26 protein-coding genes are annotated in these 26,188 nt (G+C 60.2%); 17 read left to right on the top strand and 9 right to left on the bottom strand.

Annotation, left to right across the window (positions count from 1 at the left end; translation table 11 throughout):
- The first annotated feature begins 155 nt into the window (after positions 1-155).
- Positions 156-914 carry an SDR family oxidoreductase gene (locus LOY69_RS23500; protein WP_102860494.1) on the top strand — a complete coding sequence of 253 codons (759 nt, stop codon included), beginning with the start codon at positions 156-158 and terminating at the stop codon, positions 912-914.
- 102 nt (positions 915-1,016) lie between these two features.
- Here LOY69_RS23500 and apbC read toward each other — a convergent pair whose 3' ends face one another.
- Positions 1,017-2,111: an iron-sulfur cluster carrier protein ApbC gene (gene apbC, locus LOY69_RS23505; RefSeq protein WP_110594902.1), complete on the bottom strand. Its 1,095-nt coding sequence runs from the start codon at positions 2,109-2,111 to the stop codon at positions 1,017-1,019.
- Positions 2,112-2,273: 162 nt separating this feature from the next.
- Between apbC and metG the strand changes: the two genes are divergently transcribed.
- From metG to LOY69_RS23545, 8 genes are all read left to right on the top strand, one after another.
- Positions 2,274-4,325, top strand: a complete 2,052-nt coding sequence (gene metG / locus LOY69_RS23510) for a methionine--tRNA ligase (protein WP_115580784.1) — start codon at positions 2,274-2,276, stop codon at positions 4,323-4,325.
- A 128-nt stretch (positions 4,326-4,453) separates the two neighbouring features.
- Complete coding sequence (locus LOY69_RS23515; RefSeq protein WP_102880740.1) at positions 4,454-5,035, top strand: Rnf-Nqr domain containing protein; 582 nt, start codon at positions 4,454-4,456, stop codon at positions 5,033-5,035.
- Positions 5,032-6,237 (top strand): electron transport complex subunit RsxB, encoded by a 1,206-nt coding sequence (gene rsxB, locus LOY69_RS23520; RefSeq protein ID WP_265073660.1) that lies wholly within the window; start codon positions 5,032-5,034, stop codon positions 6,235-6,237. The genes LOY69_RS23515 and rsxB overlap by 4 nt, the downstream gene beginning before the upstream one ends.
- Positions 6,224-7,210 carry an RnfABCDGE type electron transport complex subunit D gene (locus LOY69_RS23525; RefSeq protein ID WP_265073661.1) on the top strand — a complete coding sequence of 329 codons (987 nt, stop codon included), beginning with the start codon at positions 6,224-6,226 and terminating at the stop codon, positions 7,208-7,210. Before rsxB ends, LOY69_RS23525 begins: the two co-directional genes overlap by 14 nt.
- A gap of 2 nt (positions 7,211-7,212) precedes the next feature.
- Positions 7,213-7,824, top strand: coding sequence for an RnfABCDGE type electron transport complex subunit G (locus LOY69_RS23530; protein ID WP_110594906.1), 612 nt, complete (start codon positions 7,213-7,215; stop codon positions 7,822-7,824).
- The gene (locus LOY69_RS23535; RefSeq protein WP_213665877.1) at positions 7,817-8,413 is read left to right on the top strand and encodes an Rnf-Nqr domain containing protein; all 597 of its coding nucleotides are present in this window, start codon (positions 7,817-7,819) and stop codon (positions 8,411-8,413) included. Before LOY69_RS23530 ends, LOY69_RS23535 begins: the two co-directional genes overlap by 8 nt.
- Positions 8,414-8,420: 7 nt before the next feature.
- A complete protein-coding gene (nth, locus tag LOY69_RS23540; protein WP_060840796.1) occupies positions 8,421-9,059 on the top strand; it encodes an endonuclease III in 639 nt (212 codons plus the stop codon).
- A 107-nt stretch (positions 9,060-9,166) separates the two neighbouring features.
- Positions 9,167-9,346 carry a PA3496 family putative envelope integrity protein gene (locus tag LOY69_RS23545; RefSeq protein WP_265073662.1) on the top strand — a complete coding sequence of 60 codons (180 nt, stop codon included), beginning with the start codon at positions 9,167-9,169 and terminating at the stop codon, positions 9,344-9,346.
- Between the two features lie 137 nt (positions 9,347-9,483).
- On the opposite strand, the gene LOY69_RS23550 is transcribed toward LOY69_RS23545, so the two are convergent.
- From LOY69_RS23550 to LOY69_RS23560, 3 genes are all read right to left on the bottom strand, one after another.
- Positions 9,484-10,110, bottom strand: coding sequence for a response regulator transcription factor (locus tag LOY69_RS23550; RefSeq protein WP_102860486.1), 627 nt, complete (start codon positions 10,108-10,110; stop codon positions 9,484-9,486).
- 378 nt (positions 10,111-10,488) lie between these two features.
- Entirely contained in the window at positions 10,489-11,706 is a 1,218-nt protein-coding gene (locus tag LOY69_RS23555) for an argininosuccinate synthase (RefSeq protein ID WP_102880745.1), read from the bottom strand.
- Positions 11,707-11,835: 129 nt separating this feature from the next.
- Complete coding sequence (locus tag LOY69_RS23560; RefSeq protein ID WP_102860484.1) at positions 11,836-12,750, bottom strand: flagellar protein MotY; 915 nt, start codon at positions 12,748-12,750, stop codon at positions 11,836-11,838.
- Positions 12,751-12,907: 157 nt separating this feature from the next.
- On the opposite strand from LOY69_RS23560, the gene pyrC reads away from it, so the two are divergent.
- Positions 12,908-13,954 carry a dihydroorotase gene (gene pyrC, locus LOY69_RS23565; RefSeq protein WP_123726050.1) on the top strand — a complete coding sequence of 349 codons (1,047 nt, stop codon included), beginning with the start codon at positions 12,908-12,910 and terminating at the stop codon, positions 13,952-13,954.
- A complete protein-coding gene (rnt, locus tag LOY69_RS23570) occupies positions 13,951-14,622 on the top strand; it encodes a ribonuclease T (protein ID WP_102860482.1) in 672 nt (223 codons plus the stop codon). Before pyrC ends, rnt begins: the two co-directional genes overlap by 4 nt.
- 78 nt (positions 14,623-14,700) lie before the next feature.
- On the opposite strand, the gene LOY69_RS23575 is transcribed toward rnt, so the two are convergent.
- A complete protein-coding gene (locus tag LOY69_RS23575; RefSeq protein ID WP_007922432.1) occupies positions 14,701-15,303 on the bottom strand; it encodes a peroxiredoxin in 603 nt (200 codons plus the stop codon).
- 322 nt (positions 15,304-15,625) lie between these two features.
- Here LOY69_RS23575 and LOY69_RS23580 point away from each other — a divergent pair, with 322 nt between their 5' ends.
- On the top strand, positions 15,626-15,844 hold the full coding sequence (locus LOY69_RS23580) for a bacterioferritin-associated ferredoxin (RefSeq protein WP_102860481.1): 219 nt from the start codon (positions 15,626-15,628) through the stop codon (positions 15,842-15,844).
- 212 nt (positions 15,845-16,056) lie between these two features.
- Positions 16,057-16,530 carry a bacterioferritin gene (bfr, locus tag LOY69_RS23585; protein ID WP_025129649.1) on the top strand — a complete coding sequence of 158 codons (474 nt, stop codon included), beginning with the start codon at positions 16,057-16,059 and terminating at the stop codon, positions 16,528-16,530.
- 81 nt (positions 16,531-16,611) lie between these two features.
- Here the strand turns inward: bfr and grxD are convergent, their stop codons facing one another.
- Positions 16,612-16,950, bottom strand: a complete 339-nt coding sequence (gene grxD / locus LOY69_RS23590; protein WP_075121425.1) for a Grx4 family monothiol glutaredoxin — start codon at positions 16,948-16,950, stop codon at positions 16,612-16,614.
- A 96-nt stretch (positions 16,951-17,046) separates the two neighbouring features.
- Complete coding sequence (locus LOY69_RS23595) at positions 17,047-19,155, bottom strand: molybdopterin oxidoreductase family protein (protein ID WP_265073663.1); 2,109 nt, start codon at positions 19,153-19,155, stop codon at positions 17,047-17,049.
- A 695-nt stretch (positions 19,156-19,850) separates the two neighbouring features.
- Here LOY69_RS23595 and argF point away from each other — a divergent pair.
- Together argF and LOY69_RS23605 are read left to right on the top strand one after the other, a co-directional pair.
- Entirely contained in the window at positions 19,851-20,771 is a 921-nt protein-coding gene (argF, locus tag LOY69_RS23600; RefSeq protein ID WP_102860479.1) for an ornithine carbamoyltransferase, read from the top strand.
- Positions 20,768-21,877: an ABC transporter ATP-binding protein gene (locus LOY69_RS23605; protein WP_102880750.1), complete on the top strand. Its 1,110-nt coding sequence runs from the start codon at positions 20,768-20,770 to the stop codon at positions 21,875-21,877. The genes argF and LOY69_RS23605 overlap by 4 nt, the downstream gene beginning before the upstream one ends.
- Positions 21,878-21,959: 82 nt before the next feature.
- Here the strand turns inward: LOY69_RS23605 and LOY69_RS23610 are convergent, their stop codons facing one another.
- Both LOY69_RS23610 and ybaK read right to left on the bottom strand, forming a co-directional pair.
- Positions 21,960-22,742, bottom strand: a complete 783-nt coding sequence (locus LOY69_RS23610) for a PhzF family phenazine biosynthesis protein (RefSeq protein ID WP_265073664.1) — start codon at positions 22,740-22,742, stop codon at positions 21,960-21,962.
- 120 nt (positions 22,743-22,862) lie between these two features.
- Positions 22,863-23,333, bottom strand: coding sequence for a Cys-tRNA(Pro) deacylase (gene ybaK / locus LOY69_RS23615; RefSeq protein ID WP_102860476.1), 471 nt, complete (start codon positions 23,331-23,333; stop codon positions 22,863-22,865).
- 370 nt (positions 23,334-23,703) lie between these two features.
- On the opposite strand from ybaK, the gene LOY69_RS23620 reads away from it, so the two are divergent.
- Both LOY69_RS23620 and glpK read left to right on the top strand, forming a co-directional pair.
- Positions 23,704-24,552: an MIP/aquaporin family protein gene (locus LOY69_RS23620; protein ID WP_102860475.1), complete on the top strand. Its 849-nt coding sequence runs from the start codon at positions 23,704-23,706 to the stop codon at positions 24,550-24,552.
- 76 nt (positions 24,553-24,628) lie between these two features.
- Positions 24,629-26,134: a glycerol kinase GlpK gene (glpK, locus tag LOY69_RS23625; protein WP_102860474.1), complete on the top strand. Its 1,506-nt coding sequence runs from the start codon at positions 24,629-24,631 to the stop codon at positions 26,132-26,134.
- Positions 26,135-26,188: the final 54 nt, after the last annotated feature.

The raw sequence follows: 26,188 nt of genomic DNA on the forward strand, positions 1-26,188 counted from the left end.
CTTCTTTAGAATCCGTCGAAAACGGACGGGCGCCTGGAGCATTGTTCCAGCTACGCCAACGGGGCAATTCTCTTCTGCAGCCAGGCCAGGTCCGGCAGCCAGCCGAGGTTCCCCCAAAAGGACCACCCCTCAAGACCTGCTAGCGGGACATGCGAATGCAACTCACTGACAAAGTAATCATTATCACCGGCGGTTGCCAAGGTCTGGGCCGCTCCATGGCCGAGTATTTCGCCGCCAAGGGCGCACGGCTGGCCCTGGTGGACCTGAACCAGGAAAAACTCGACCAGGCGGTCGCGGCCTGCAAGGCCCACGGCGTAGAAGCCCGAGCCTATCTGTGCAACGTCGCCAATGAAGAACAGGTCAACCACATGGTGGCCCAGGTCGCCGAGGACTTCGGTGCCATCCACGGCCTGATCAACAATGCCGGGATCCTGCGCGACGGCCTGCTGGTCAAGGTCAAGGACGGCGAGATGACCAAGATGAGCCTGGCCCAGTGGCAGGCAGTGATCGACGTCAACCTGACCGGTGTCTTCCTCTGCACCCGTGAGGTGGCGGCGAAAATGATCGAGCTGAACAACAGCGGCGCGATCATCAACATCTCGTCAATCTCGCGCGCAGGCAATATCGGCCAGACCAACTATTCCGCGGCCAAGGCCGGCGTAGCGGCAGCTACCGTGACCTGGGCCAAGGAACTGGCGCGCTATGGCATCCGCGTGGCCGGCATTGCCCCGGGCTTTATCGAAACCGAGATGACCCTGGGCATGAAGCCTGAGGCCCTGGAGAAGATGACTTCCGGCATTCCGCTCAAGCGCATGGGCAAACCGGAAGAGATCGCCCATTCAGCGGCGTACATCTTCGAGAACGACTACTACACCGGACGCATCCTGGAAATGGACGGCGGCCTGCGAGTCTGATCCTGTCATCGCAACGGTAGGAGCCGGCTTGCCGGCGAAAGCGATCTTGAGGGCGCCTTCGCCGGCAAGCCGGCTCCTACATGACTCACCCGTCTTAGGGTTTCAGTCGTCGCTGATGGTGATGTTGGGCATCGCCGGCGCCGCGGCTTCCTGCAAGACGATGCGCGCGCCGACATGCCGCGCCAGTTCCTGATAGACCATGGCGATCTGGCTTTCAGGCTCGGCGATCACCGTCGGCTTGCCACCATCGGCCTGTTCGCGGATCAGCATCGACAACGGCAACGAAGCCAGCAGTTCAACATCGTATTGACTGGCCAGCTTCTCGCCACCGCCTTCGCCAAACAGATGCTCGGCATGGCCACAGTTCGAGCAGATGTGCACCGCCATGTTCTCCACCACACCCAGCACCGGGATGTTGACCTTACGGAACATCTCGACGCCCTTGCGCGCATCCAGCAACGCCAGGTCCTGCGGCGTGGTGACGATCACGGCACCGGCCACCGGGACTTTCTGCGCCAGGGTCAGTTGGATATCGCCAGTGCCCGGCGGCATGTCGATCACCAGGTAATCGAGATTGCCCCAGTCGGTCTGGGTCACCAGTTGCAGCAAGGCGCCGGAGACCATCGGGCCGCGCCAGACCATCGGCGTGTTGTCGTCGGTGAGGAAAGCCATGGACATGACCTCGACCCCATGGGACTCGATGGGCACGAACCACTTCTGGTCCTTGATCTTCGGCCGGGTGCCTTCGGCAATGCCAAACATGATGCCCTGGCTCGGACCATAGATATCAGCGTCGAGAATCCCCACCTTGGCGCCTTCGCGGGCCAGGGCCAGGGCCAGGTTGGCCGCAGTGGTGGACTTGCCCACGCCGCCCTTGCCGGACGCCACCGCCACCACATTCTTGACGTTGGCCAGGCCCGGGATCTGCGCCTGGGCCTTGTGCGCGGCGATCACGCTGGTGATCTCGACCTTGGCCGAGCTCACACCGTCCAGGCCCTCGATGGCCAGTTGCAGCATCTGCGCCCAGCCGCTCTTGAACAGGCCGGCGGCATAACCCAGTTCCATGCGGACCGTGACCCGGTCGCCCTGGACGTCGATGTCGCGCACGCAGCCGGCGCTGACCGGGTCCTGGTTCAGGTAAGGGTCGGTGTATTGGCGAAGGACGGCTTCCACCGCTGCGCGATTGACGGCGCTCATGGGCAACTCCGATAACAAGACTGGAAAATCAGGCGGCTATCCTACGCCGCCGACTCCTTCGTGGCGAGAAAGCTTGCTGTGCACAATGTGCCCGGAAGGGTGAAAAATCCGCGCTGGCGCTTTATAGTGGCCGACCTCCGTTTCATCAAGTAGCCGAGCCCCATGTCCGAGCCACGCAAGATCCTCGTCACCAGCGCCCTGCCCTATGCCAATGGTTCCATTCACCTTGGCCACATGCTTGAGTACATCCAGACCGACATGTGGGTGCGCTTCCAGAAGCATCGCGGCAACCAATGCATCTATGTTTGCGCCGACGACGCACACGGCTCGGCCATCATGTTGCGCGCGGAAAAGGAAGGCATCACCCCGGAACAACTGATCGCCAACGTCCAGGCCGAACACAGCGCCGACTTTGCCGACTTCCTGGTGGACTTCGACAACTTCCACTCGACCCACGCCGAAGAAAACCGTGAGCTGTCGAGCCAGATCTACCTCAAGCTGCGGGACGCCGGGCACATCGCCACGCGCTCCATCACGCAGTATTTCGACCCGGAAAAGAAAATGTTCCTGGCCGACCGCTTCATCAAGGGCACCTGCCCGAAGTGCGGCACTGAGGACCAGTACGGCGACAACTGCGAAAAATGCGGCGCCACCTATGCCCCGACCGACCTGAAAGATCCAAAGTCGGCGATCTCCGGCGCCACCCCGGTGCTCAAGGATTCCCAGCACTTCTTCTTCAAGCTGCCGGACTTCCAGCAGATGCTGCAAAGCTGGACCCGCAGCGGCACCCTGCAAGACGCCGTGGCCAACAAGATCGCCGAATGGCTGGATGCCGGCCTGCAGCAGTGGGACATCTCCCGCGACGCGCCGTACTTCGGCTTCGAGATCCCGGACGAGCCGGGCAAGTACTTCTACGTGTGGCTGGACGCGCCAATCGGCTACATGGCCAGCTTCAAGAACCTCTGCGCCCGTCGTCCTGAGCTGGATTTCGACGCGTTCTGGGGCAAGGACTCCACCGCCGAGCTGTACCACTTCATCGGCAAGGACATCGTCAACTTCCACGCCCTGTTCTGGCCCGCCATGCTCGAAGGCGCCGGCTACCGCAAGCCGAGCGGCATCAACGTCCACGGCTACCTGACGGTCAATGGCCAGAAGATGTCCAAGTCCCGGGGCACCTTCATCAAGGCCCGCACCTACCTGGAGCACCTGTCGCCGGAATACCTGCGCTACTACTACGCCTCCAAGCTGGGCCGTGGTGTCGACGATCTGGACCTGAACCTCGAAGACTTCGTACAGAAGGTCAACTCCGACCTGGTGGGCAAGGTGGTGAACATCGCCAGCCGTTGCGCCGGTTTCATCCACAAGGGCAATGCCGGGCTGATGGTCGACAGCAATGCCGCTCCCGAGCTGACCGAGGCCTTCCTGGCTGCCGCGCCAAGCATCGCCGACGCCTATGAAGCCCGCGACTTTGCCCGTGCCATGCGCGAAATCATGGCCCTGGCCGACCGCGCCAACGCCTGGATCGCCGACAAGGCCCCATGGTCGCTGAACAAGCAGGAAGGCAAGCAAGCCGAGGTGCAGGCCATCTGCGCCACCGGTATCAACCTGTTCCGCCAGCTGGTGATTTTCCTCAAGCCGGTGCTGCCGCTGCTGGCCGCCGATGCCGAGGCATTCCTCAACGTTGCACCGCTGACCTGGAACGATCACCTGCACCTGCTGGCCAACCATCAACTCAACGAATTCAAGCCGCTGATGACGCGGATCGACCCGGTAAAAGTACAAGCCATGACCGACGCCTCGAAAGAAGACCTGACCGCCAGCCAGACCGACACCGGCGCAGCCGCGCCAGCAGGCAACGGCGAACTGGCCAAGGATCCACTGTCGCCGGAAATCGACTTCGACACCTTCGCCGCCATCGACCTGCGCGTCGCCTTGATCGTCAAGGCCGAAGCCGTGGAAGGTGCAGACAAGCTGCTGCGCCTGACCCTGGATATCGGTGATGAGCAGCGCAACGTGTTCTCCGGAATCAAGAGCGCCTACCCGGATCCGTCCAAGCTCGATGGTCGCCTGACCATGATGATCGCCAACCTCAAGCCGCGAAAAATGAAATTCGGCATCTCCGAGGGCATGGTGATGGCCGCCGGCCCTGGTGGTGAAGAGATCTACCTGCTGAGCCCGGACAGCGGCGCCAAGCCGGGCCAGCGGATCAAGTAAGGCTACAGGCTGGACCCCATCCCCCCGTTGTGCCCGGCGCAACGGGGGGATTTGCATATCTGGCGGCCCTGCGCCCGCGCCGGAGTTTGCCTACTCTTGAGAGACCGCCTGCCCGTACCGGCCCAACCATGACCCACTTCCTCCTCGCCCTTGTCAGCACTGCCCTGATCAACAACTTCGTGTTGCAGTGGCCGCTGGGCGTCGATCCACTGCTGCAGGCCCCAACCGATAGCGCTCGGCAGCGGATTCACGCGCTGGGCCTGGCGACCACGGTCCTGATGCTGGTCAGTTGCGTGCTCGGCCATGTCCTTTATCGTGGCGCGCTGCTGCCTTGGGGGCTGGAATCCTTGCAGTTGTTTCTCTGGCTGCCCCTGAGCGTGCTGCTGATCAAACCGCTGTTGCAGTTGCTATCCCGGGCCTTGCCCAATGTTCCATTCGACGGCCTTTGGCCGCTGCTGCTGGGCAATGCCAGTGCGCTCGGCCTGCTGCTGATCGCCACTGGGGAAAACCTCGGGCTCGCGACCCTCAGCGCCATGAGCCTGGGGGCCGGACTGGGCTTCTGGCTGGTACTGAGCCTGTTCAGCGATCTGCGCCAGCGTATCTCCAACAACGATATTCCCCTGCCCTGGCGCGGCCTGCCGATCGACCTGATCAGCGCCGGCCTGCTGGCAGTAGCGTTTTTCGGCTTCAACGGACTGATCAAAACATGAGTCTGATTCAACGCATCGATGCCCTCCTGCCCCAGACCCAGTGCGGCAAGTGCGGCCACCCCGGATGCAAACCCTACGCCCAGGGCATCGCCAACGGCGAGGCCATCAACAAGTGTCCACCCGGCGGCGAGGAAACCATCGCCGGCCTGGCGCAACTCCTGCAGTTACCGGTGCTGGAGCTGGATCGCAGCCGCGGCGAAGCTCCGGCCCAGATCGCTTATATTCGCGAGGCCGAATGCATCGGCTGCACCAAATGCATCCAGGCCTGTCCAGTGGACGCCATCGTCGGCGCGGCCAAATTGATGCATACCGTGCTGATCGACGAATGCACCGGCTGCGACCTGTGCGTGGCGCCCTGTCCGGTGGACTGTATCGATATGCTGCCGCTGCCCGAGAGCAAGGTGGTACCGATCGTCGGCGGCCTGGCCACCAGCCCCGAGCAGCTGCAAGCCCGCAGCAGCAAGCGCGAGCAGGCGCGACGACGCTTCGAACAACGCAACGAACGCTTGCAACGGGAAGACGCCCGGCGCCTGGCCGAGCGCCAGGCCCGCGCACAACGAGCCGCGCAAACCACTGACGACAGCCAGAACCCGGTGCAGGCCGCCATCGAACGAGTCCGTGCGCAGAAGGCCGCGGCGGCCGATGCAGCACTGAAGAAAGCCAAGATCGAGCTGGCCATGAGCCGGGCCCAGTTGCACAAGTCGCTCAAGGCTTTCGGCCATCCACCGACCTTCGAGCAGCAAATGCAATTGATCGTCCTGCAGCGTCAGTTCGAAACCGCCGAGCAGGCCTTGGCCCAGCTGGAGTCCCAGGCGCCACCTGCTCCGCCGCCAGTGGCCAAGGATGCTGATCTCAAGCGCGCGAAAATCCAGTTGGCGACGCGCCGCGCCGAACTGAAGAAAGCTCAGGCGGCTGAAGCGTCCAGTGCTGAACTGGAAACCCTGGGCGCAGCCCTGGCGGCGGCCGAACAGGCCCTGCATGCCGCCGAGGACGCCAGTGCGAAACCGGCGCCGACACTGACTCGTATCGAAAAACGCCCGATCGATCCACAGCTGCGGCAACTGAAAACCGAACTGGCCTACGCCCGCGCCGATCTGAACAAACTACAGCGCCAGCCCGACACCCGAGCAGAACAGCTGGCCCAGGCTCAGGCACGCTTGTACGAGGCCGAGCGCCAGGTGAAGGCCCATGCTGATAGCTGACGGCGTCGACCAGCGCCTGCGCCAGGCCATGCAGCGAGTGCTGCTGGCCACGCTGCCGGGCCTGTTGCTGATGCTGTGGCTGTACGGATGGGGCGTGCTGCTCAATCTGCTGCTGACCGTCAGCGGCGCCCTGGCCATGGAAGCCCTGGTCCTGTACCTCAGAAGACGCCCGCTGCCGCCCAACCTAGGCGATGGCAGTGCCTTGGTCAGCGCCACGCTACTGGCCCTGGCCTTGCCAGCTTACTGCCCCTGGTGGCTGCCGCTGAGCGCAGCCGCTGCCGCCATTGTCCTGGGCAAGCACTTGTACGGCGGTGTCGGCCAGAACCCGTTCAATCCGGCCATGCTCGGCTACGCCCTGGCCTTGTTGTGTTTTCCCCAGTCGATGACCCATTGGCCTGCGCCCCACGCCATGGACCTGCTTGGCGGCCTGCAACAGGTATTCGGTGTCGCGGACGGCCTGCATGCGGACGCCTGGGCTCAAGCCACGGCACTGGACAGCCTGCGGATCAACAAGAGCCTGACCCTCGACGAACTCTTTGCCGGCAACCCCGCCTTCGGGCACTTCGGCGGCCGTGGCGCCGAATGGATCAGCCTGGGATTTCTTGCCGGGGGGCTGTTTCTGCTGCAGCAGCGGGTCATCAGTTGGCAGGCGCCCGTGGGCATGCTGGGCAGCCTCTTTGTCATCAGCCTGCTGTGCTGGAACGGCTCGGGCTCCGACTCCCATGGCTCACCGCTGTTTCACCTGCTCAGCGGCGCCAGCATGCTGGGCGCATTCTTTATCGTCACCGAACCGGTGTCCGGCCCCAAGGCGGCGAAAGCCAGGCTGCTGTTCGGCGTCGGCGTCGGCCTGCTGACCTACCTGATCCGCACCTGGGGCGGCTACCCCGACGGCGTTGCCTTCGCCGTACTACTGATGAATCTGGCGGTTCCGGGGCTGGAACGCCTGTGCCTCTCGGAACAGGAGAAAGCTTGAGCATGAAGAGAACGCGAGGTCTGCTCCTGCTGGTGCTGCTCGGCGTTCTCGGCGTGGGCGCCACCCTGTGGCTGCAATACGCTGGCGCACCGCGCATCGCCGCCGAGCAACGGGCGTTGCAGGCCCGCAAGTTACTCGACCTGCTGCCTGCGGCAAGCTACGACAACCAGCCACTGGAGCAACCACTGCCCTTGAGGGATGTGCAACTGGATAACAGCCGCTTGCTGGATGGCTACCTGGCCACCCGCGCGGGTCAGCCCAGTGCCGTGCTGCTACGCACTCGAGTGAACGGTTACGCAGGCCCCATCGAGCTGCTGATCGCCATCGACAGCCATGGCCGCCTGCTGGGCAGCAAGACGCTCAAGCAGGATGAAACCCCAGGCCTGGGAGGCCGCATCGCCGAACAACCCAACGCCTGGCTGCTGGGGTTTTCCGGCAAATCCCGCACATCCCCGGACGATGCTGCCTGGGCCCTGAAAAAGGACAATGGCCAGTTCGATCAGATCGCCGGCGCCACAATCACCTCCCGCGCGGTGATCAGCGCCCTGCACGATGCCCTGCGCTACTTCGATGAGCATCGTCAGCAACTGCTTTCGGGAGCCGCCGATGAGTAAGCCACTGTCATTGCCGGGCCTGCTGATGCTGACGCCGTTGATCGGGGCCACGGATTCCTGGGTCAAGGCCCTGGGCCTGGCTCTGGCGTCCACGCTGCTGATCGGGACCTTCGGGGCCGGCATGGGCCTGCTACGGCCACATTTGCAAAGCCGTCAGCAGTGGCTGGCCAGCCTGTTGCTCGCCGCCACTCTCGGCAGTTGGCTGTGGCTGGTGGTGCAAGCCTGGAGTTATGAGTTGCACCAGCAGTTGAGCCTGTACCTGGGCCTGCTGCCCCTGCAATGCGTGATATTGGAACAGGCGGGCTTCTTCCAGCACCGCGACCGGCTACGCCTAACTGCAGGTTTCTGTGGCGCGCTGGTGCTGGTGGGCGCGCTGCGCGAATTGCTGGGCACCGGCGCCCTGGGCAGCCATCTGGGCTGGCTCGCCGGCCTGCCCGGAGATAGCGCCGGTTGGGTGTTGCTGCCCCAAGGCGGATTGCGCCTGCTGACTCTGGCCCCTGGGGGTTTTATCCTGCTTGGCCTGCTGCTGGCGGCAAAGCGGGCCTGGACCACCTCTTCATCCTTCAACCGACCGCCTTCGAGGAAATGAACCACCGATGAATGCCGCCAAACGCCTGGAAATATTTCGCCGACTTCACGAAGACAACCCCGAACCAAAAACCGAACTGGCCTACTCCTCGCCGTTCGAGTTGCTGATCGCGGTGATTCTTTCGGCGCAATCGACCGACGTCGGGGTCAACAAGGCGACCGCCAAACTCTTCCCCGTGGCCAATACACCGGCAGCTATCCATGCACTGGGGGTCGAGGGCCTGTCCGAATACATCAAGACCATTGGCCTGTACAACAGCAAGGCCAAGAACGTCATCGAGACCTGCCGCCTGCTGGTGGAACGCCACAACAGTGAAGTGCCACAGACCCGGGAGGAGCTGGAAGCCTTGCCCGGCGTCGGCCGCAAGACCGCCAATGTGGTCCTCAACACCGCTTTCCGGCAATTGACCATGGCCGTGGACACCCACATCTTCCGGGTCAGCAACCGCACCGGGCTGGCCCCGGGCAAGAATGTAGTAGAAGTGGAAAAAAAACTGCTGAAGTTTGTACCCAAGGAGTTTCTGCTGGACTCCCATCACTGGCTGATCCTTCACGGTCGCTACGTCTGCCTGGCCCGTAAGCCACGTTGCGGTAGCTGTCGAATCGAAGACCTGTGCGAGTACAAGCAAAAGACTTCTGACGATTGAGGCAGCATTGATTTTGTTGATGAGTCGATTGAAAAAATCTTTTTTACCCGCCAGGAGAATATCGATATAAGGAGCGCCAATGGCAGTCTTAGCCTGGAGTTGACCTTATGAGCACTGGCAAAGAACAACTGGACGTGGAAGAAGACTTCATCGCAGCAGACGCAGACGATGCTGAACCGGTGGTCGAGGTGGCGAAAACCAATCTGAGCAAGCGCAGAACCATCGACAATCTTCTGGAAGAACGACGGCTGCAGAAACAACTGGCCGATTACGACTTTGACCTCTAGTCACAAAAGAACCTCCAGACGGAGGTTTTTTTGTGCCTCTCTCGCCCTGAAACTCGACCGGTCAGCCCCTCGGCATGACCGGTCCGTTCCGAATTAGCAGATTGCTCCATTCAGGCAGTCGCTTCAGTCATCCACACTCATACCAACTGATGGCGCTGGGCAAATTCGATCAGGTCAACCAATGAACGAGCATTGAGCTTGGCCAACAACCGCCGCTTGTAAGTGCTGACGGTCTTGTTGCTCAAACACAAGCCCTCGGCGATTTCCTTGTTACTCATGCCATTGGTGAGCTGCTTCAATACGATCAACTCACGCCCTGAAAGAAGCTCGATCATTTCTTCCTCGCTGCTGATGCCCTGACTGGAACGAAAGGTGTGCAACGCCTCGTTGGGAAAGTAGCTGTAACCTGCCAGCACCGCCCGCACCGCACTGATCAGTTCGGTAATGTCCTGCTGCTTGCACACGTAGCCGGCGGCCCCGGCCTGCATGCAACGCATGGAAAAGGGTCCGGGAACTTGCAGGGTCAACACTAGAATTTTGATCGGCATGCCTCTGGACATCAGGCGGGTTATAACTTCAAGCCCATCAAGTTGTGGGATACCAATATCCAAAATCAAAATATCGGGAACATATTCAAGAGCCAACTTTAAAGCATCCGTGCCGTTATCTGCTTCTGCTACTACTTCAAAACCATGGCGTTCCATCAACATGCGCACAGCCAGGCGAATAACAGGATGATCATCCACGATCAATACTCTTTTCATAGGTCCATCCAAGTCCTTAGAGTTTTTTAGAGCCCGCACAATACCCCAGAGAATTGACTCTGACACCGTGCTACCAGGGGCTACGACCCTACGAGGACGATCCTTACAAACAATACCGATTTACCTTACAAAAAAATTTAGATAAAGGTCACTTAACTGGAAAAGCGCTTAAGATTAATCGCTAGAGCAGCTACTTTTCGTACTAAAAGCCACATCATCAGGCAGCACTTTCAGCAGCGGGAGGGTGATTAACAAACTGCACTCAATAGCACTTCTTCGTTCAATCAACTGCCCTACTCAGCCTCTGCCCGTAGGCACCATTAATCAGAAGCAAAAAAAACCCCGCTTATCGCGGGGTTCTTTTAGCAACTCAAGGTATCAGACCAGGGTCCGGCCCTTGTTTGCAGCGATGCGCATGCGCAATGCGTTGAGCTTGATAAAGCCTGCTGCGTCCGCCTGGTTGTAAGCACCACCGTCTTCTTCGAAGGTGGCGATGTTGGCGTCGAACAGCGACTCATCGGACTTGCGACCGGTAACGATCACGTTGCCCTTGTACAGCTTCAGGCGCACTACACCGTTCACGTGGGCCTGGGAGGCGTCGATCATCTGTTGCAGCATCAGACGCTCAGGGCTCCACCAGTAGCCGGTGTAGATCAGGCTGGCGTACTTTGGCATCAACTCGTCTTTGAGGTGAGCCACTTCGCGGTCCAGGGTAATGGACTCGATGGCGCGGTGGGCGCGCAGCATGATGGTGCCACCCGGGGTCTCGTAGCAGCCACGGGACTTCATGCCCACGTAACGGTTCTCGACGATGTCCAGACGACCGATGCCGTGTTCACCACCGATGCGGTTCAGGGTCGCCAGCACGGTAGCCGGAGTCATTTCCACGCCGTCGATGGCGACGATGTCACCGTTGCGGTAGGTCAGCTCCAGGTATTGCGGGGTGTCAGGAGCCTTCTCCGGGGAGACGGTCCAGCGCCACATGTCTTCTTCGTGCTCGGTCCAGGTGTCTTCCAGCACGCCGCCTTCATAGGAAATGTGCAGCAGGTTGGCATCCATCGAGTACGGCGACTTCTTCTTGCCGTGACGCTCGATCGGAATACCGTGCTTCTCGGCGTAGTCCATCAGCTTCTCGCGGGACAGCAGGTCCCACTCACGCCAAGGGGCGATCACTTTGACCCCTGGCTTGAGGGCATAGGCGCCCAGCTCGAAACGCACCTGATCGTTGCCCTTGCCGGTGGCGCCATGGGAAATGGCATCGGCGCCAGTCTCGTTGGCGATTTCGATCAAACGCTTGGCGATCAACGGACGAGCGATGGAAGTACCCAGCAGGTACTCGCCTTCGTAGACGGTGTTGGCGCGGAACATCGGGAAAACGAAATCACGCACGAACTCTTCGCGCAGATCGTCGATGTAGATCTCTTTGACGCCCATGGCTTGCGCCTTGGCGCGGGCCGGCTCGACCTCTTCGCCTTGGCCCAGGTCAGCAGTGAAAGTCACTACTTCACAGTTGTAAGTATCCTGCAGCCACTTGAGGATCACCGAAGTGTCCAGGCCGCCCGAATACGCCAGAACGACCTTGTTTACGTCCGCCATGCCATCACTCCACGGGGTTGTACGGAAAGCCGTCGAGTCTACCGATCCACGAGGATAATTTACAGAGGCGCGACAGCTTATGACGACCAAGCGACAGATTATGTCGAGCGCGCGACGACGACAGCCGTATCAGGAAGTCGCCGCAGCGCTGGAACCGGAGGTGGCCTGAGGCGCCGGAGCCGGTTTTTCGGTGGGGGCGACCCGTTCCAGATGCACATTGACCCGGCGATTCTTCGCTCGGTTGGCAGGATTGGTGTTGGGAGCCAGGGGATAACGCTCACCGTGGAAGCGCACCACAATCTGGTTTTCCGCCAAACCGTTGGCCTTGAAGAACTCCATCACCGCCAAGGCCCGGCGGCGGGACAAGTCGCGGTTGGTCAAGCGATTGCCGCTGTTGTCAGAGTGGCCATCCAGTTCGACGTGATTGACCGTCGGATCGGCCTTGATGAAGTCCACCATCACCTGCAACTTTGCCTTGGCCCGAGCATCGAGTTCGATACCGCCGCCCGGGAACCCGATCTCGCCCTGTTTCACCTGTTCGTAGTTCATCGGCAGCAGTTTGGTCATGCAGCTTTGATAGTCGCTGTAGGCCTTGCTGAATTTCACCGGAAGCAGGCGCACCTCGGAAACCCCACCCTCGCGGGAAAAATGCCGGACCACCGGACTACGCCCCTCCAGCAAACCGATGATCAGGCGACCGGCCTGCATCTGATTGCTGTTGTACAGCACCCCATCCGTGCCGGCCTTGACCGCCCCGAGGTTGATGTCGCCACGCCCCGGCTGCCAGGGCGCCGCGGCCGCAAGCAGCGTCGCCGAGCCACCTGCCTGCATCGGGTTGAAACTCTTGAGGCGAAAAATCGCCTGCTCACCGGCGCGGCGAACGAATTCGCCGGAACCAAAATCGGTGACGGGCTGGATCAAGCGGCACTCGAATTTGTCACCTTCGACCGTCCACTCAATGCTCTCCAGACGGGTCTGGAAAGTGAGAGCCATCGCGGGCAGGCTGGCAAACACACTGAGCAAGGCTAGATAACGCTGGCGCACGGGAGGCTCCACTGACGTGTACAACAGAAAAATCGATAGGCGTTAATACGCCATACCTTCGGGATATCGGTTGCTCGTCGCAAAACTTGATAGCGAGTGCCTGGAAGAGTCTTTTCCGGTAGCATTCCCCCCGAGTTTTACCCGCCTGGAACCTCCAATGTCCGACCGCCTGACCCTGCTGCGTCCCGACGACTGGCATATTCATCTTCGCGATGGTGCCGTGTTGCCCAATACAGTCGCAGATGTCGCGCGCACCTTTGGCCGCGCCATCATCATGCCCAACCTGGTACCTCCGGTGCGCAACGCCGCGGAAGCCGACGCCTATCGCCAGCGTATTCTAGCTGCGCGCCCGGCCGGCAGCCGCTTCGAGCCGCTGATGGTGCTCTACCTGACCGACCGCACCCAGCCGGACGAGATCCGCGCAGCCAAGGCCAGCGGTTTCGTGCACGCCGCCAAGCTGTACCCGGCCGGCGCGACCACCAACTCGGACTCGGGCGTGACCAGCATCGACAAGATTTTCCCGGTGCTCGAAGCGATGGCCGAAGTCGGCCTGCCGCTGCTGATACACGGTGAAGTGACCCGCGGCGACGTCGACGTCTTCGACCGCGAGAAAATCTTCATCGACGAGCATATGCGTCGCGTGGTCGAGCGCTTCCCCAGTCTGAAAGTGGTGTTCGAACACATCACCACCGGTGAAGCCGTGCAGTTCGTCAAGGAGGCTTCGGCCAACGTCGGCGCAACCATCACCGCGCACCACCTGCTGTACAACCGCAACCACATGCTGGTGGGCGGTATTCGCCCGCACTTCTATTGCCTGCCGATTCTCAAGCGCAACACCCACCAGGAAGCTCTGCTGGATGCGGCCACCAGTGGCAGCGAGAAGTTCTTCCTCGGCACCGACTCGGCGCCTCATGCCCAGCACGCCAAGGAAGCCGCTTGCGGTTGCGCCGGCTGCTACAGCGCCTATGCCGCGATCGAGCTGTATGCTGAAGCGTTCGAACAGCGCAATGCCCTGGACAAACTGGAAGCCTTTGCCAGCCTCAACGGCCCGCGCTTCTACGGCCTGCCGGCCAACACCGATCGCATCACCCTGGTTCGTGAAGAATGGACCGCCCCCGCCAGCCTGCCGTTCGGTGAGCTGACTGTCATTCCGCTGCGCGCCGGTGAAAAACTGCGCTGGCGCCTGCTGGAGGATCACTCGTGAGTGACGACCATTTCGACGACGAACAAGAAGGTAACGGCGGCGGCCCTCGACACCCGATGGCAGCTCGTTTTCGCGGTTACCTGCCGGTAGTCGTCGACGTTGAAACCGGCGGCTTCAACTCGGCCACCGACGCCCTGCTGGAGATTGCCGCCACCACTATCGGCATGGATGAAAAAGGCTTCGTGTTCCCGGAACACACCTATTTCTTCCGGGTCGAGCCTTTTGAAGGCGCGAACATCGAAGCCGCGGCCCTGGAGTTCACCGGGATCAAGCTCGACCACCCGCTGCGCATGGCCGTCAGCGAGGAAACTGCACTGACCGATATTTTCCGTGGGGTGCGCAAGGCGCTGAAAGCCAATGGTTGCAAACGCGCCATCCTGGTGGGCCACAACAGCAGTTTCGACCTGGGCTTCCTCAACGCCGCTGTGGCGCGCCTGGATATGAAGCGCAATCCGTTCCACCCGTTCTCCAGCTTCGACACCGCCACCCTGGCTGGCCTGGCTTATGGACAGACCGTTTTGGCCAAGGCCTGTCAGAGCGCGGATATCGACTTCGACGGTCGCGAGGCTCACTCGGCCCGCTACGACACCGAGAAGACTGCCGAGCTGTTCTGCGGCATCGTCAATCGCTGGAAACAAATGGGCGGCTGGCAGGATTTCGACGACTGATCAATTCTTCATCGGGTTGAATTGCCTGCATAAAAAAACCGGCCCTGAGGCCGGTTTTTTTTATGCGTGACGCCTGGCTTACAGCTTGCCAGCGTTCTCGCTCAGGTAAGCAGCAACGCCTTCTGGCGAAGCGGTCATGCCTTTGTCACCTTTTTTCCAGTTGGCAGGGCAGACTTCGCCGTGCTCTTCGTGGAATTGCAGAGCGTCAACCAGACGGATCAGCTCTTCCATGTTACGGCCCAGTGGCAGGTCGTTGACGATCTGCGAACGAACAACGCCTTTGTCGTCGATCAGGAACGCGCCACGGAAAGCCACGCCGCCTTCGGACTCAACGTCGTAGGCCTTGGCGATGTCGTGCTTCATGTCAGCCGCCATGATGTATTGAACCTGACCGATGCCACCGGCATTGATCGGGGTGTTACGCCAGGCGTTGTGGGTGAAGTGCGAGTCGATCGAAACAGCGATCACTTCCACGTTACGTGCCTTGAAGTCAGCCATGCGGTGGTCCAGGGCGATCAGCTCGGACGGGCAAACGAAGGTGAAGTCCAGTGGATAGAAGAACACCAGGCCGTATTTGCCTTTGATGGCCGAGGACAGGGTGAAGCTGTCAACGATTTCGCCATTGCCGAGAACGGCCGGTACGGTGAAGTCAGGGGCTTGTTTGCCTACGAGTACGCTCATTGGATATCTCCTGGTGTGGACGTAGTAATGAAGAAGGGGATTGGCCTTGAGTCTGCCACGCGGATGCGACAGCTCCGTGACCTGACCCCGCTTCGCAAGGACCGGCCATCATACACCGCGTCTTTGAGCTGTCCTTAACGGTTTTTCATCAGCCCGGCTCACAAAGCGAAAAATGCGAATCATCTGTCACTATCGCGAACAAAACCGTTCGTCACCCTGGTAGGAAACTGCAACAAAGGTCGCCGAAACCACTTTGACAATCATTCTCGTTAACATTAAGATCCATCGCAATTGAGCCCTAACCAGCGACGGTTCTCATCCTATGTATGTCTGCCTCTGCACCGGTGTCACCGACGGACAAATTCGCGAAGCCATCTATGAAGGTTGCTGCAGCTACCGCGATGTGCGTCAGGCAACCGGCGTCGCCAGCCAATGTGGTAAATGCGCATGCCTGGCCAAGCAAGTGGTCCGCGAGACCCTGACCGAACTGCAGAGCAGCCAGGCAGCAATTCCCTATCCAGTAGAATTTAATGTCGCCTGATTTCTCGGATAAATAGCACTGTTTTAAACAACCGGACCTAGCGTCCGGTTTTTTTATGCCTGTAATTCAATCGCTTAGGGTCAAAACGCGGAACACAAACATTCTTATTCCGATTAATTTTCATATATTATTCAATAACTTAGGTTTGACAGTAATGTTTGCGCGGCTCAGACTCTGTCCTTATTCCACTAATTAAAGGGCAGGACCCCATCATGAAAGGCGACATTACAGTCATCCAGCATCTCAATAAAATCCTTGCCAATGAACTGGTCGCGATCAATCAGTACTTCTTGCATGCACGCATGTATGAAGATTGGGGCCTGAACAAGCTGGGCAAGCACGAGTACCACGAGTCCATCGACGAGATGAAGCATGCGGACAAGCTAATCAAGCGCATTCTCTTCCTCGAAGGCCTGCCGAACGTTCAGGACCTGGGCAAGCTGCACATCGGCGAACACACCAAGGAAATGCTCGAGTGCGACCTGCGTATCGAACGCACCGGCCATGCAGACCTCAAGGCAGCCATCGCCCATTGTGAGTCGGTGAGCGACTTCGGCAGCCGTGAACTGCTGGAAGATATTCTTGAATCCGAAGAAGAACACATCGACTGGCTGGAAACCCAATTGGGCCTGATCGATAAAGTCGGCATCGAGAACTATCTGCAATCGCAAATGGGTGACGAGTAACTTAACTCGTAATACTCACGCAATAAAAAGCCCCGCCCTCGAAAGAGAGGCGGGGCTTTTTATTACGCGGATATATTCGCGTCAGGCTTCAGTCTTGGCCGCGGCTTTTTCGGCTGCGTCCTTGATCAGAGTCTGCAATTCACCGTTGGCAAACATCTCAGCCATGATGTCGCTACCACCGACCAGCTCACCTGCCACCCACAGCTGTGGGAAGGTCGGCCAGTTGGCGTACTTAGGCAGGTTGGCGCGAATTTCCGGGTTCTGCAGGATGTCCACATAAGCGAACTTCTCACCACAGCCCATTACGGCCTGGGCGGCTTTCGCGGAGAAGCCACACTGCGGGGCATTCGGCGAGCCTTTCATGTAAAGCAGAATGGTGTTGTTGGCAATCTGCTCTTTAATAGTTTCGATGATATCCATGGAACACCTCGGCTGAACTTTCCGACGCTGTTGTCGGCACGGTGGCGCATTGTAACGGAAACCTGAGCGCCCTGCTCGGCCTCTCCGACAGACATCTCAGGCCGCTTCCACCTTGACTGGCACCCCGTTCAACGCCGCATTCCCAGACAACGCATCAAGCTGACGCTCATCGGTCAGGTCATTGGCGCTGCAACCGGGCTGCTCCATGGCAATGTTCAGTTGCACCCCTGGGCGCCCGTGCCCCCAACCATGAGGCAAGCTCACCACCCCCGGCATCATTTCAGTGCTGGCCAGCACCTCTACCTCCACCGCACCAACCCGAGAGCTGATTCTCACCCGCTGGCCGTCATTCAGCCCGCGGCTGGCCAGGTCATCCGGGTGCATCAGCAACTGGTGACGGGGCTTGCCCTTCACCAGGCGGTGATAGTTGTGCATCCACGAGTTGTTACTGCGTACATGGCGACGGCCAATCAGCAGCAACTCATCCAACGGCGGCACGCTCAAGGCGGCAAATCGCGCCAGATCCGCCATGATCGGCGCTGGCGCCGCCTGAATCCGCCGATTCTCGGTTTTCAAGCGTTCCGCCAGATTCGGCTGCAGCGCCCCCAGATCAATACCGTGGGGATACTGGTCCAGTGTTGCCAAGGACAGTTTGAGCGGCGATGCATCGCCGTAGGCACCGGCTCGCAAACCCATGTCAATCATCTGCGCAGGGGGGATGGTCGGCTTCAGCGGTTGTTCGGTTTTCGCGGCAAACGCTTTGGCCAGGCCGACAAAGATCTCCCAGTCGTGCAGCGCACCCGCAGGCTTGGGCAGGATCGCCCGGTTGAAGCGACTGACATTGCGCACTGCAAGGAGATTGAACGTGGTGTCGTAGTGATCGTTCTCCAGAGCCGAGGTGGACGGCAGGATCAAGTCGGCATAACGGGTCGTTTCATTGATGTACAAGTCGATGCTGAGCATGAACTCCAACCCGTCCAGTGCCTGCTCCAACTGCCGGCCATTGGGTGTGGACAACACCGGGTTGCCTGCCACGGTGATCAATGCCCGAACCTGTCCCTCGCCCTCAGTGAGCATCTCTTCGGCCAGGGCCGATACAGGCAGCTCGCCGCCATACTCCGGAAGCCCGGAAACCCGACTCTGCCAAAGGTTGAAATGCCCCCCCGAAGTCGCCGCTACCAGATCCACCGCCGGCTCGGTACACAGGGCCCCACCTACCCGGTCAAGGTTGCCGGTGATCAGATTGAGCAGTTGCAGCAACCAATGGCACAACGTACCGAAGGCTTGGGTCGAAACCCCCATGCGTCCATAACAGACCGCTCGCTCCGCCGAGGCGAACTCCCGGGCCAACTGCCGAATCTGCGGCGCCGCAATCGCACACAGCGGGCTCATGGCCTCTGCGGTGAAGCGGGAAATCGCCTGGCGCACCTCTGCCAATCCATCGACTTGCAGATGACTGTCGCGAATCGGCCCTTCCTCAAAAATCGTGTTCAACAGGCCAAACAGCAAGGCCACATCGCCTCCAGGACGGACGAACAGATGCTGATCGGCCATGGCCGCCGTTTCACTGCGCCGAGGATCGACCACAACCACCTTGCCACCACGAGCCTGGATTGCCCTCAAACGCTTTTCCACGTCCGGCACCGTCATGATGCTGCCGTTGGACGCCAAGGGATTGCCGCCGAGGATCAGCATGAAGTCGGTGTGGTCGATGTCCGGAATCGGCAGCAGCAGACCGTGGCCATACATCAGGTAGCTGGTCAGGTGCTGAGGCAACTGGTCGACCGACGTGGCCGAGAAACGGTTACGGGTCTTGAGCTGGCCAAGGAAGTAGTTGCTGTGAGTCATCAGCCCGTAGTTGTGAACGCTGGGGTTGCCCTGATAGACCGCCACCGCATTATTGCCATGACGCTGCTGGATGCTCGCCAGCCTCTCGGCTACCAGGGCGAAAGCCTCGTCCCACTCGATCGGCTGCCATTCATTGCCCACGCGCCGCACCGGCTGACGCAGGCGATCGGGGTCATTCTGAATATCCTGCAGGGCCACAGCCTTGGGGCAGATGTGGCCGCGACTGAAGCTGTCCTGAGCGTCCCCCTTGATCGAGGTAATGCGCGGAGCGCCACCCTCTTCCTCGGTGACTTCCAGGGTCAGGCCGCAGATCGCTTCGCACAAGTGGCAGGCACGGTGATGGAGAGTCTTGGTCATGGCCAGTCTCTATTGTTTGAAGGCAACCCATAGGGGGCCGCTGGAAGCAAAAACTATGGCGGCTGACCGCTGCTGACACCAGCGACGTTCGCCCCATGAATTCAGGGCCATCAGCCCCAGCCATGATCAGTGCTGTCAGTTCGGCGCCAAGCGCGGCAGGCCATCGGCAGCAATTGAGCAGCAATTCAAAAAAAGGACTGTCACTGAGGCGGTCATGTCAGTGAGTGTCCGGGCCATCTCCTCCCCCAAAAGCGCCATCAGTTACTGCTCCTTGGATTTCATCGCGCATCTATCCCGGCCGCAGATTCGCCTTGGTAACCGCAGTACTTTGCATTAGGAAATGTTTCAGACTGACACCTCCTCGGCATGCCCATGGCAGCGATCTCGGCCCACAGGTCAGAAAACGACTGCAAGCGAACAGCCGGCGCCCCGCTGGATTGCCAAGGCGCGCCAGGGCAGTGTACAAATGCTCGGCTGCTGTCTGGAAACTGGTCTCAAAAGCGTCAGCGCAATCGCGTCCTGACCTCTCTTGCCCGTAATCGCCGTAGCACTATTGGTAAGACGCGACATTTAATTATAAGATCGCGCCTTCCCCTATTTCGTCGCCCCGTGCGGCTTTCGCCGCAGGTCCAGCCCGTTGTTCGATTAAACAAGGCTTTGAGAATCTGCGGTCCGTTGCAAAAAGGTAGTTAATGATGAGCGCAAGGCACTTTCTCTCCCTGATGGATTGCACGCCCGAAGAGCTGGTCAGTGTGATTCGTCGAGGCATCGAGCTGAAGGACCTGCGTAACCGCGGCGTACTCTTCGAGCCCTTGAAAAATCGTGTGCTCGGCATGATTTTCGAGAAGTCGTCGACCCGTACCCGACTGTCTTTCGAAGCCGGCATGATCCAACTGGGCGGCCAGGCCATCTTCCTTTCGCCACGGGATACCCAACTGGGACGCGGCGAGCCCATCGGCGACTGCGCCATCGTCATGTCGCGCATGCTCGACGCAGTGATGATCCGTACCTTTGCCCATAGCACCCTGACCGAATTTGCGGCCAACTCCCGGGTACCGGTGATCAACGGCCTGTCCGATGACCTGCACCCCTGCCAACTGTTGGCGGACATGCAGACTTTCCTTGAACATCGCGGTTCGATCCAAGGCAAGACCGTGGCCTGGATCGGCGATGGCAACAACATGTGCAACAGCTATATAGAAGCGGCCATGCAGTTCGATTTCCAACTGCGCGTCGCTTGCCCTGAAGGCTACGAACCCAACCCGGAGTTTGTCGCTCTGGCCGGCGATCGCGTGACCATCGTCCGCGATCCTCGCGAAGCGGTAACCGGCGCCCACCTGGTGAGCACCGACGTCTGGACCTCCATGGGCCAGGAAGAGGAAACCGCCAAGCGCCTCAAGCTGTTCGCGCCATTCCAGGTAAACCGCGCCCTGCTCGACCTGGCCGCGCCGGACGTACTGTTCATGCATTGCCTGCCCGCCCACCGCGGCGAGGAAATCAGCCTCGACCTGCTGGACGACCCACGTTCGGTGGCTTGGGACCAGGCGGAAAACCGTCTCCATGCGCAAAAGGCCCTGCTCGAGTTTCTTGTCGAACCGGCGTACCACCACGCATGAGCCAGCCATTACTGCTCAACCTGCGCAATCTGGCATGCGGCTATCAGGACCAACGGGTGGTGCAGAACCTCAATCTGCACCTCAATGCCGGTGATATCGGTTGCCTGCTGGGTTCATCCGGCTGCGGCAAGACCACCACCCTGCGGGCCATCGCCGGATTCGAGCCCGTACACGAGGGCGAGATCCAGTTGGCCGGCGAAACCATCTCCAGCGCTGGCTTCACCCTGGCGCCGGAGAAACGCCGGATCGGCATGGTGTTCCAGGACTACGCCCTGTTCCCACATCTGTGCGTGGCGGACAACATTGCCTTCGGCATTCGCAAGCACCCACAGAAAGATCGGGTGGTCGCTGAATTGCTGGAACTGGTCAACCTGAAGAACCTCGGTCAGCGCTTCCCCCACGAACTGTCTGGCGGCCAACAACAACGGGTGGCTCTGGCCCGCGCCCTGGCACCGGAACCCCAACTGCTGCTGCTGGACGAGCCCTTCTCCAATCTCGATGGCGAATTGCGCCGCAAGCTCAGCCATGAGGTGCGTGACATCCTCAAGGCTCGGGGTACCAGTGCCATCTTGGTCACCCACGACCAGGAAGAAGCCTTTGCCGTGAGCGATCAGGTCGGGGTGTTCAAGGAAGGCCGCCTGGAACAGTGGGATACCCCCTACAACCTCTATCACGAGCCGCAGACGCCCTTTGTCGCCAGTTTCATTGGCCAGGGCTACTTCATTCGTGGCCAGTTGAGCAGCCCGGAATCGGTGCAGACCGAACTGGGTGTGCTGCAGGGCAACCGGGCCTACACCTGGCCGTCCGGTGGAGCGGTGGACGTACTGCTGCGCCCCGACGATATCGTCTATGCGCCGGACAGCACTCTGAAAGCGCGGATCGTCGGCAAGACCTTTCTCGGTGCCTCGACCCTATATCGCCTGCAACTGCCGACTGGCAGCCTGCTGGAGTCGATCTTCCCCAGCCATGCCGATCATCAGGTTGGAGCGGATGTGGGGATTCGGGTCGCCGCAGAACACCTGGTGCTATTCCAAGCCTCGGGCAGCACCGCCGCGCAGATTCCACACAGTGAATCAGGGGTACGCCGCTACAGCAGCGCGCACTGATAACGCTTCCCCTGGCCAACCGTCCCCTACAAGATCGCAACGAAATGTAGGGGCCGGCTTGACGGCGAAACACCCGGCACAGTCATTCCAGGTGCAAATGTCCGCTGGCAATCAGCCGCGCATGGCCACCGATCTTCACCCGCTCTCCCTCCAACCGACAGAACAAGGCTCCACCTCGCGCCGAACACTGATAAGCGCTCAACTGCTGTTTATTTAATTGCCGTGCCCAGTAAGGCGTCAGGCAGCAATGGGTCGAACCGGTCACCGGGTCCTCGTCGATGCCAATGGCCGGGGCAAAATACCGCGAGACAAAGTCATGCCGATCTCCACGCGCCGTGACAATCACTCCAGGCCAGGGCAGCTTCGCCAACGCTGCCATATCCGGCTGGCAATCGCGCACCGCCTGCTCCGACTCCAGCACCGCCAACAGCTCATTGGCGCCCAGCAGCTCGATGACTCGAGCACCCAGTATCTGCGCCAAATCTTCCAGCCCAGCCTGGCTGCTGGGGCTGCGCAAAGGGAAATCAAGCCATAGCAGCCCGTCTTCGCGGGTGACACTCAAGGGCCCGGAACGGCTCTGAAAATCGATGCGTTGCGTCGGCTCGTCGTAGACCTCGAACAACACATAAGCACTGGCCAGGGTGGCATGCCCGCACAGGGGTACTTCAGTGGTCGGAGTAAACCAGCGGATTCGCCAGCCTTGCGCCTCGCGCACCACAAAAGCGGTTTCCGCCAGGTTGTGCTCGGCGGCGATCTGCTGCATCAGCGCCTCGTCAAGCCACGCATCAAGCCGGTAAACCATGGCCGGATTGCCGGCGAAGGGGCGATCACTGAAGGCATCGATCTGCTGGAACTCAAGCGGCATAACTGTGCTCCTTGGATAGTCGGCCGCCAGCATGAGGCCCGGAACAAGGAACCCGACAGACACAGAAGGGAAGATTTTCCGGCATACAGCAGCAGCCCGGGCCGCTGCCGACGCCTGGGCTCAAGAGCGACCGATGTCGGCGAACTTCGCCTGGGTGTGCTCGGCCAGCACGGCCGCCGCCAACTCCACCTCCAGGCCACGGCGACCGGCACTGACGAAAATACTGGCCAACGGCTGGGCACTGTTGTCGATAAAGGTCCGCAGTCGTTTTTTCTGCCCCAGCGGACTGATGCCCCCCAGCAGATAACCGGTGGCACGTTGGGCAGCGGCCGGATCAGCCATCTCAGCCTTCTTCACCCCCGCAGCATGGGCCAGGGCCTTCAGATCAAGACTTCCGACGACCGGCACCACCGCCACCAGCAATTCGCCCTTTTCACTGCTGGCCAGCAGGGTCTTGAACACTTGCGCCGGATCGAGATTGAGCTTCTCCGCCGCCTCCAGGCCGTAGGACGCTGCCTTGGGGTCATGTTCGTAACTGTGGATGCGATGTTCGGCGCGAACTTTTTTCAGCAGGTCCAGTGCAGGGGTCATGGCAGCTCCAAGGGGGACGAAAAGGCAAAACCGAGCGAGCGAATTTTAGGCCATTCATCAGCAAAAGGCTCTATTCCAAGCCTTGATAACGCCCCATGAGAGCTGCCAGCACAACGTTCTCTGTCACTCCCGAGACTGCCACCCAGGATCATTCATCTGATTGATATCTATAAAATGACCAATCGTTCACTTTCGACCTTTGACAGCGGTGTTTCTTGTCTATATTTTTTCGTTTCTGAATATCCTGCGGTAGATCCAAGGTTGCACCCAGTAGCAAGACGAGGCCGGAATGGGGATTCCGTCTTCGTTGGAAGTCGCGCTCCATGCCTTTTGCAGCAGCGCCAGACAACAACAAAAATCGAGGTTCACAATGACAACTGCTCTGCAACAACCGTCGCTATCGGGCCAATGCATGGCCGAGTTCCTGGGTACTGCGCTATTGATCTTCTTCGGCACCGGCTGTGTCGCCGCGCTCAAGGTCGCGGGCGCCAGCTTCGGTCTGTGGGAAATCAGCATCATCTGGGGGATCGGCGTGAGCATGGCGATCTACCTGACTGCCGGGGTCTCCGGCGCGCACCTGAATCCGGCCGTGAGTATCGCTCTGTGGCTGTTCGCCGACTTTGATAAACGCAAACTGCCGTTCTATATCCTGGCCCAGGTCGCCGGCGCCTTCTGCGCGGCGCTGTTGGTTTACACGCTGTACAGCAACCTATTCTTCGATTTCGAACAATCCCACCAAATGATCCGTGGCTCCCAGGCCAGCCTGGAACTGGCCTCGGTGTTCTCCACCTTCCCCAACCCGGCACTGTCCACTGCCCAGGCGTTCCTGGTGGAAGTGGTGATCACAGCGATTCTCATGGGCGTGATCATGTCCCTGACCGATGACAACAACGGCCTGCCACGCGGCCCGATGGCGCCGCTGCTGATCGGCCTGCTGATTGCCGTGATCGGCAGCGCAATGGGTCCCCTGACCGGCTTCGCCATGAACCCGGCACGGGACTTCGGCCCTAAACTGATGACGTTCATGACTGGCTGGGGTGAAATCTCCTTCACCGGCGGCCGTGACATTCCGTATTTCCTGGTACCAATCTTTGCCCCGATTCTGGGGGCCTGCCTCGGTGCTGCGGCCTATCGCGGGCTGATTGCCCGGCATCTGCCCAGCGCTGTTGCCGCCTCCGAGGCCGAACCGGCCATAGAGGGCAAGGTCAAAGTTTCTTGATTCTCGCGGCGCGTGATCCTGCCCAAATCGATCACGCGCCTGTTCTCACTCCCTTATTTCGTCCAAGGCAATCGACATGACCGACATTCAGAATAAGAACTACATCATTGCCCTTGATCAGGGTACGACCAGCTCCCGGGCGATCATTTTCGACCGCGATGCCAACGTGGTCTGCACTGCCCAGCGTGAATTCGCCCAGCATTACCCTCAGGCCGGCTGGGTCGAACATGACCCGATGGAAATCTTCGCCACCCAGAGCGCGGTGATGGTGGAGGCCCTGGCACAGGCCGGCCTGCATCACGATCAGGTAGCGGCCATCGGCATCACCAACCAGCGTGAAACCACAGTGGTCTGGGACAAGACCACCGGCCGCCCGATCTACAACGCCATCGTCTGGCAGTGCCGCCGCAGCACCGAGATCTGCCAGCAGCTCAAGCGCGACGGCCTGGAAGACTACATCCGCGACACCACCGGCCTGGTCACCGACCCCTACTTCTCCGGCACCAAGCTCAAGTGGATCCTCGACAATGTCGAAGGCAGCCGTGAGCGCGCCCGTAGCGGCGAACTGCTGTTCGGCACCATCGACAGCTGGCTGATCTGGAAATTCACTGGCGGCAAGACCCACGTCACCGACTACACCAACGCCTCGCGCACCATGCTCTTCAACATCCACACTCTGGAGTGGGACGCGAAGATGCTGGAGGTGCTGGACATCCCGCGGGAGATGCTCCCGGAAGTGAAGTCCTCGTCGGAAATCTACGGCCGTACCAAGAGTGGCATCGCCATCGGCGGTATCGCCGGCGACCAGCAAGCCGCATTGTTTGGCCAGATGTGCGTCGAGCCGGGCCAGGCCAAGAACACCTACGGCACGGGTTGCTTCCTGCTGATGAACACCGGCGACAAGGCGGTGAAGTCCCAGCACGGCATGCTCACCACCATCGCCTGTGGCCCCCGCGGCGAAGTGGCCTATGCCCTGGAAGGCGCCGTGTTCAACGGTGGCTCCACTGTGCAGTGGCTGCGTGATGAACTGAAAATCATCAACGACGCCCATGACACCGAATACTTCGCCGGCAAGGTCAAGGACAGCAACGGCGTGTACCTGGTACCCGCCTTTACCGGCCTGGGCGCTCCCTACTGGGACCCCTACGCCCGCGGCGCGCTGTTTGGCCTGACCCGTGGCGTACGCGTGGACCACATCATCCGCGCCGCCCTGGAGTCCATTGCCTATCAGACCCGCGATGTGCTCGACGCCATGCAGCAGGATTCCGGCGAACGCCTGAAAGCCCTGCGGGTTGACGGCGGCGCAGTGGCCAACAACTTCCTCATGCAGTTCCAGGCGGACATTCTCGGCACTCAGGTGGAACGCCCGCAAATGCGCGAAACCACAGCCTTGGGCGCGGCCTACCTGGCGGGCCTGGCCTGCGGTTTCTGGGGCAGCCTGGAGGAACTGCGGGGCAAGGCCGTGATCGAGCGCGAGTTCGAACCACAGCTGGCGCAAGAGGAAAAAGAAGGCCTGTACGCAGGCTGGAAGAAAGCGGTGAGCCGCACCCGCGACTGGGAACCCCACGACGAGGCCAAATAAGCCAAGCCGTGGATTGGTAACCGCTTGTAACTGGTCGGGAGGGGATTCCTGCGG

The sequence above is a fragment of the Pseudomonas sp. B21-059 genome, assembly GCF_026016285.1.
Classification (GTDB): Bacteria; Pseudomonadota; Gammaproteobacteria; order Pseudomonadales; family Pseudomonadaceae; genus Aquipseudomonas; species Aquipseudomonas danubii.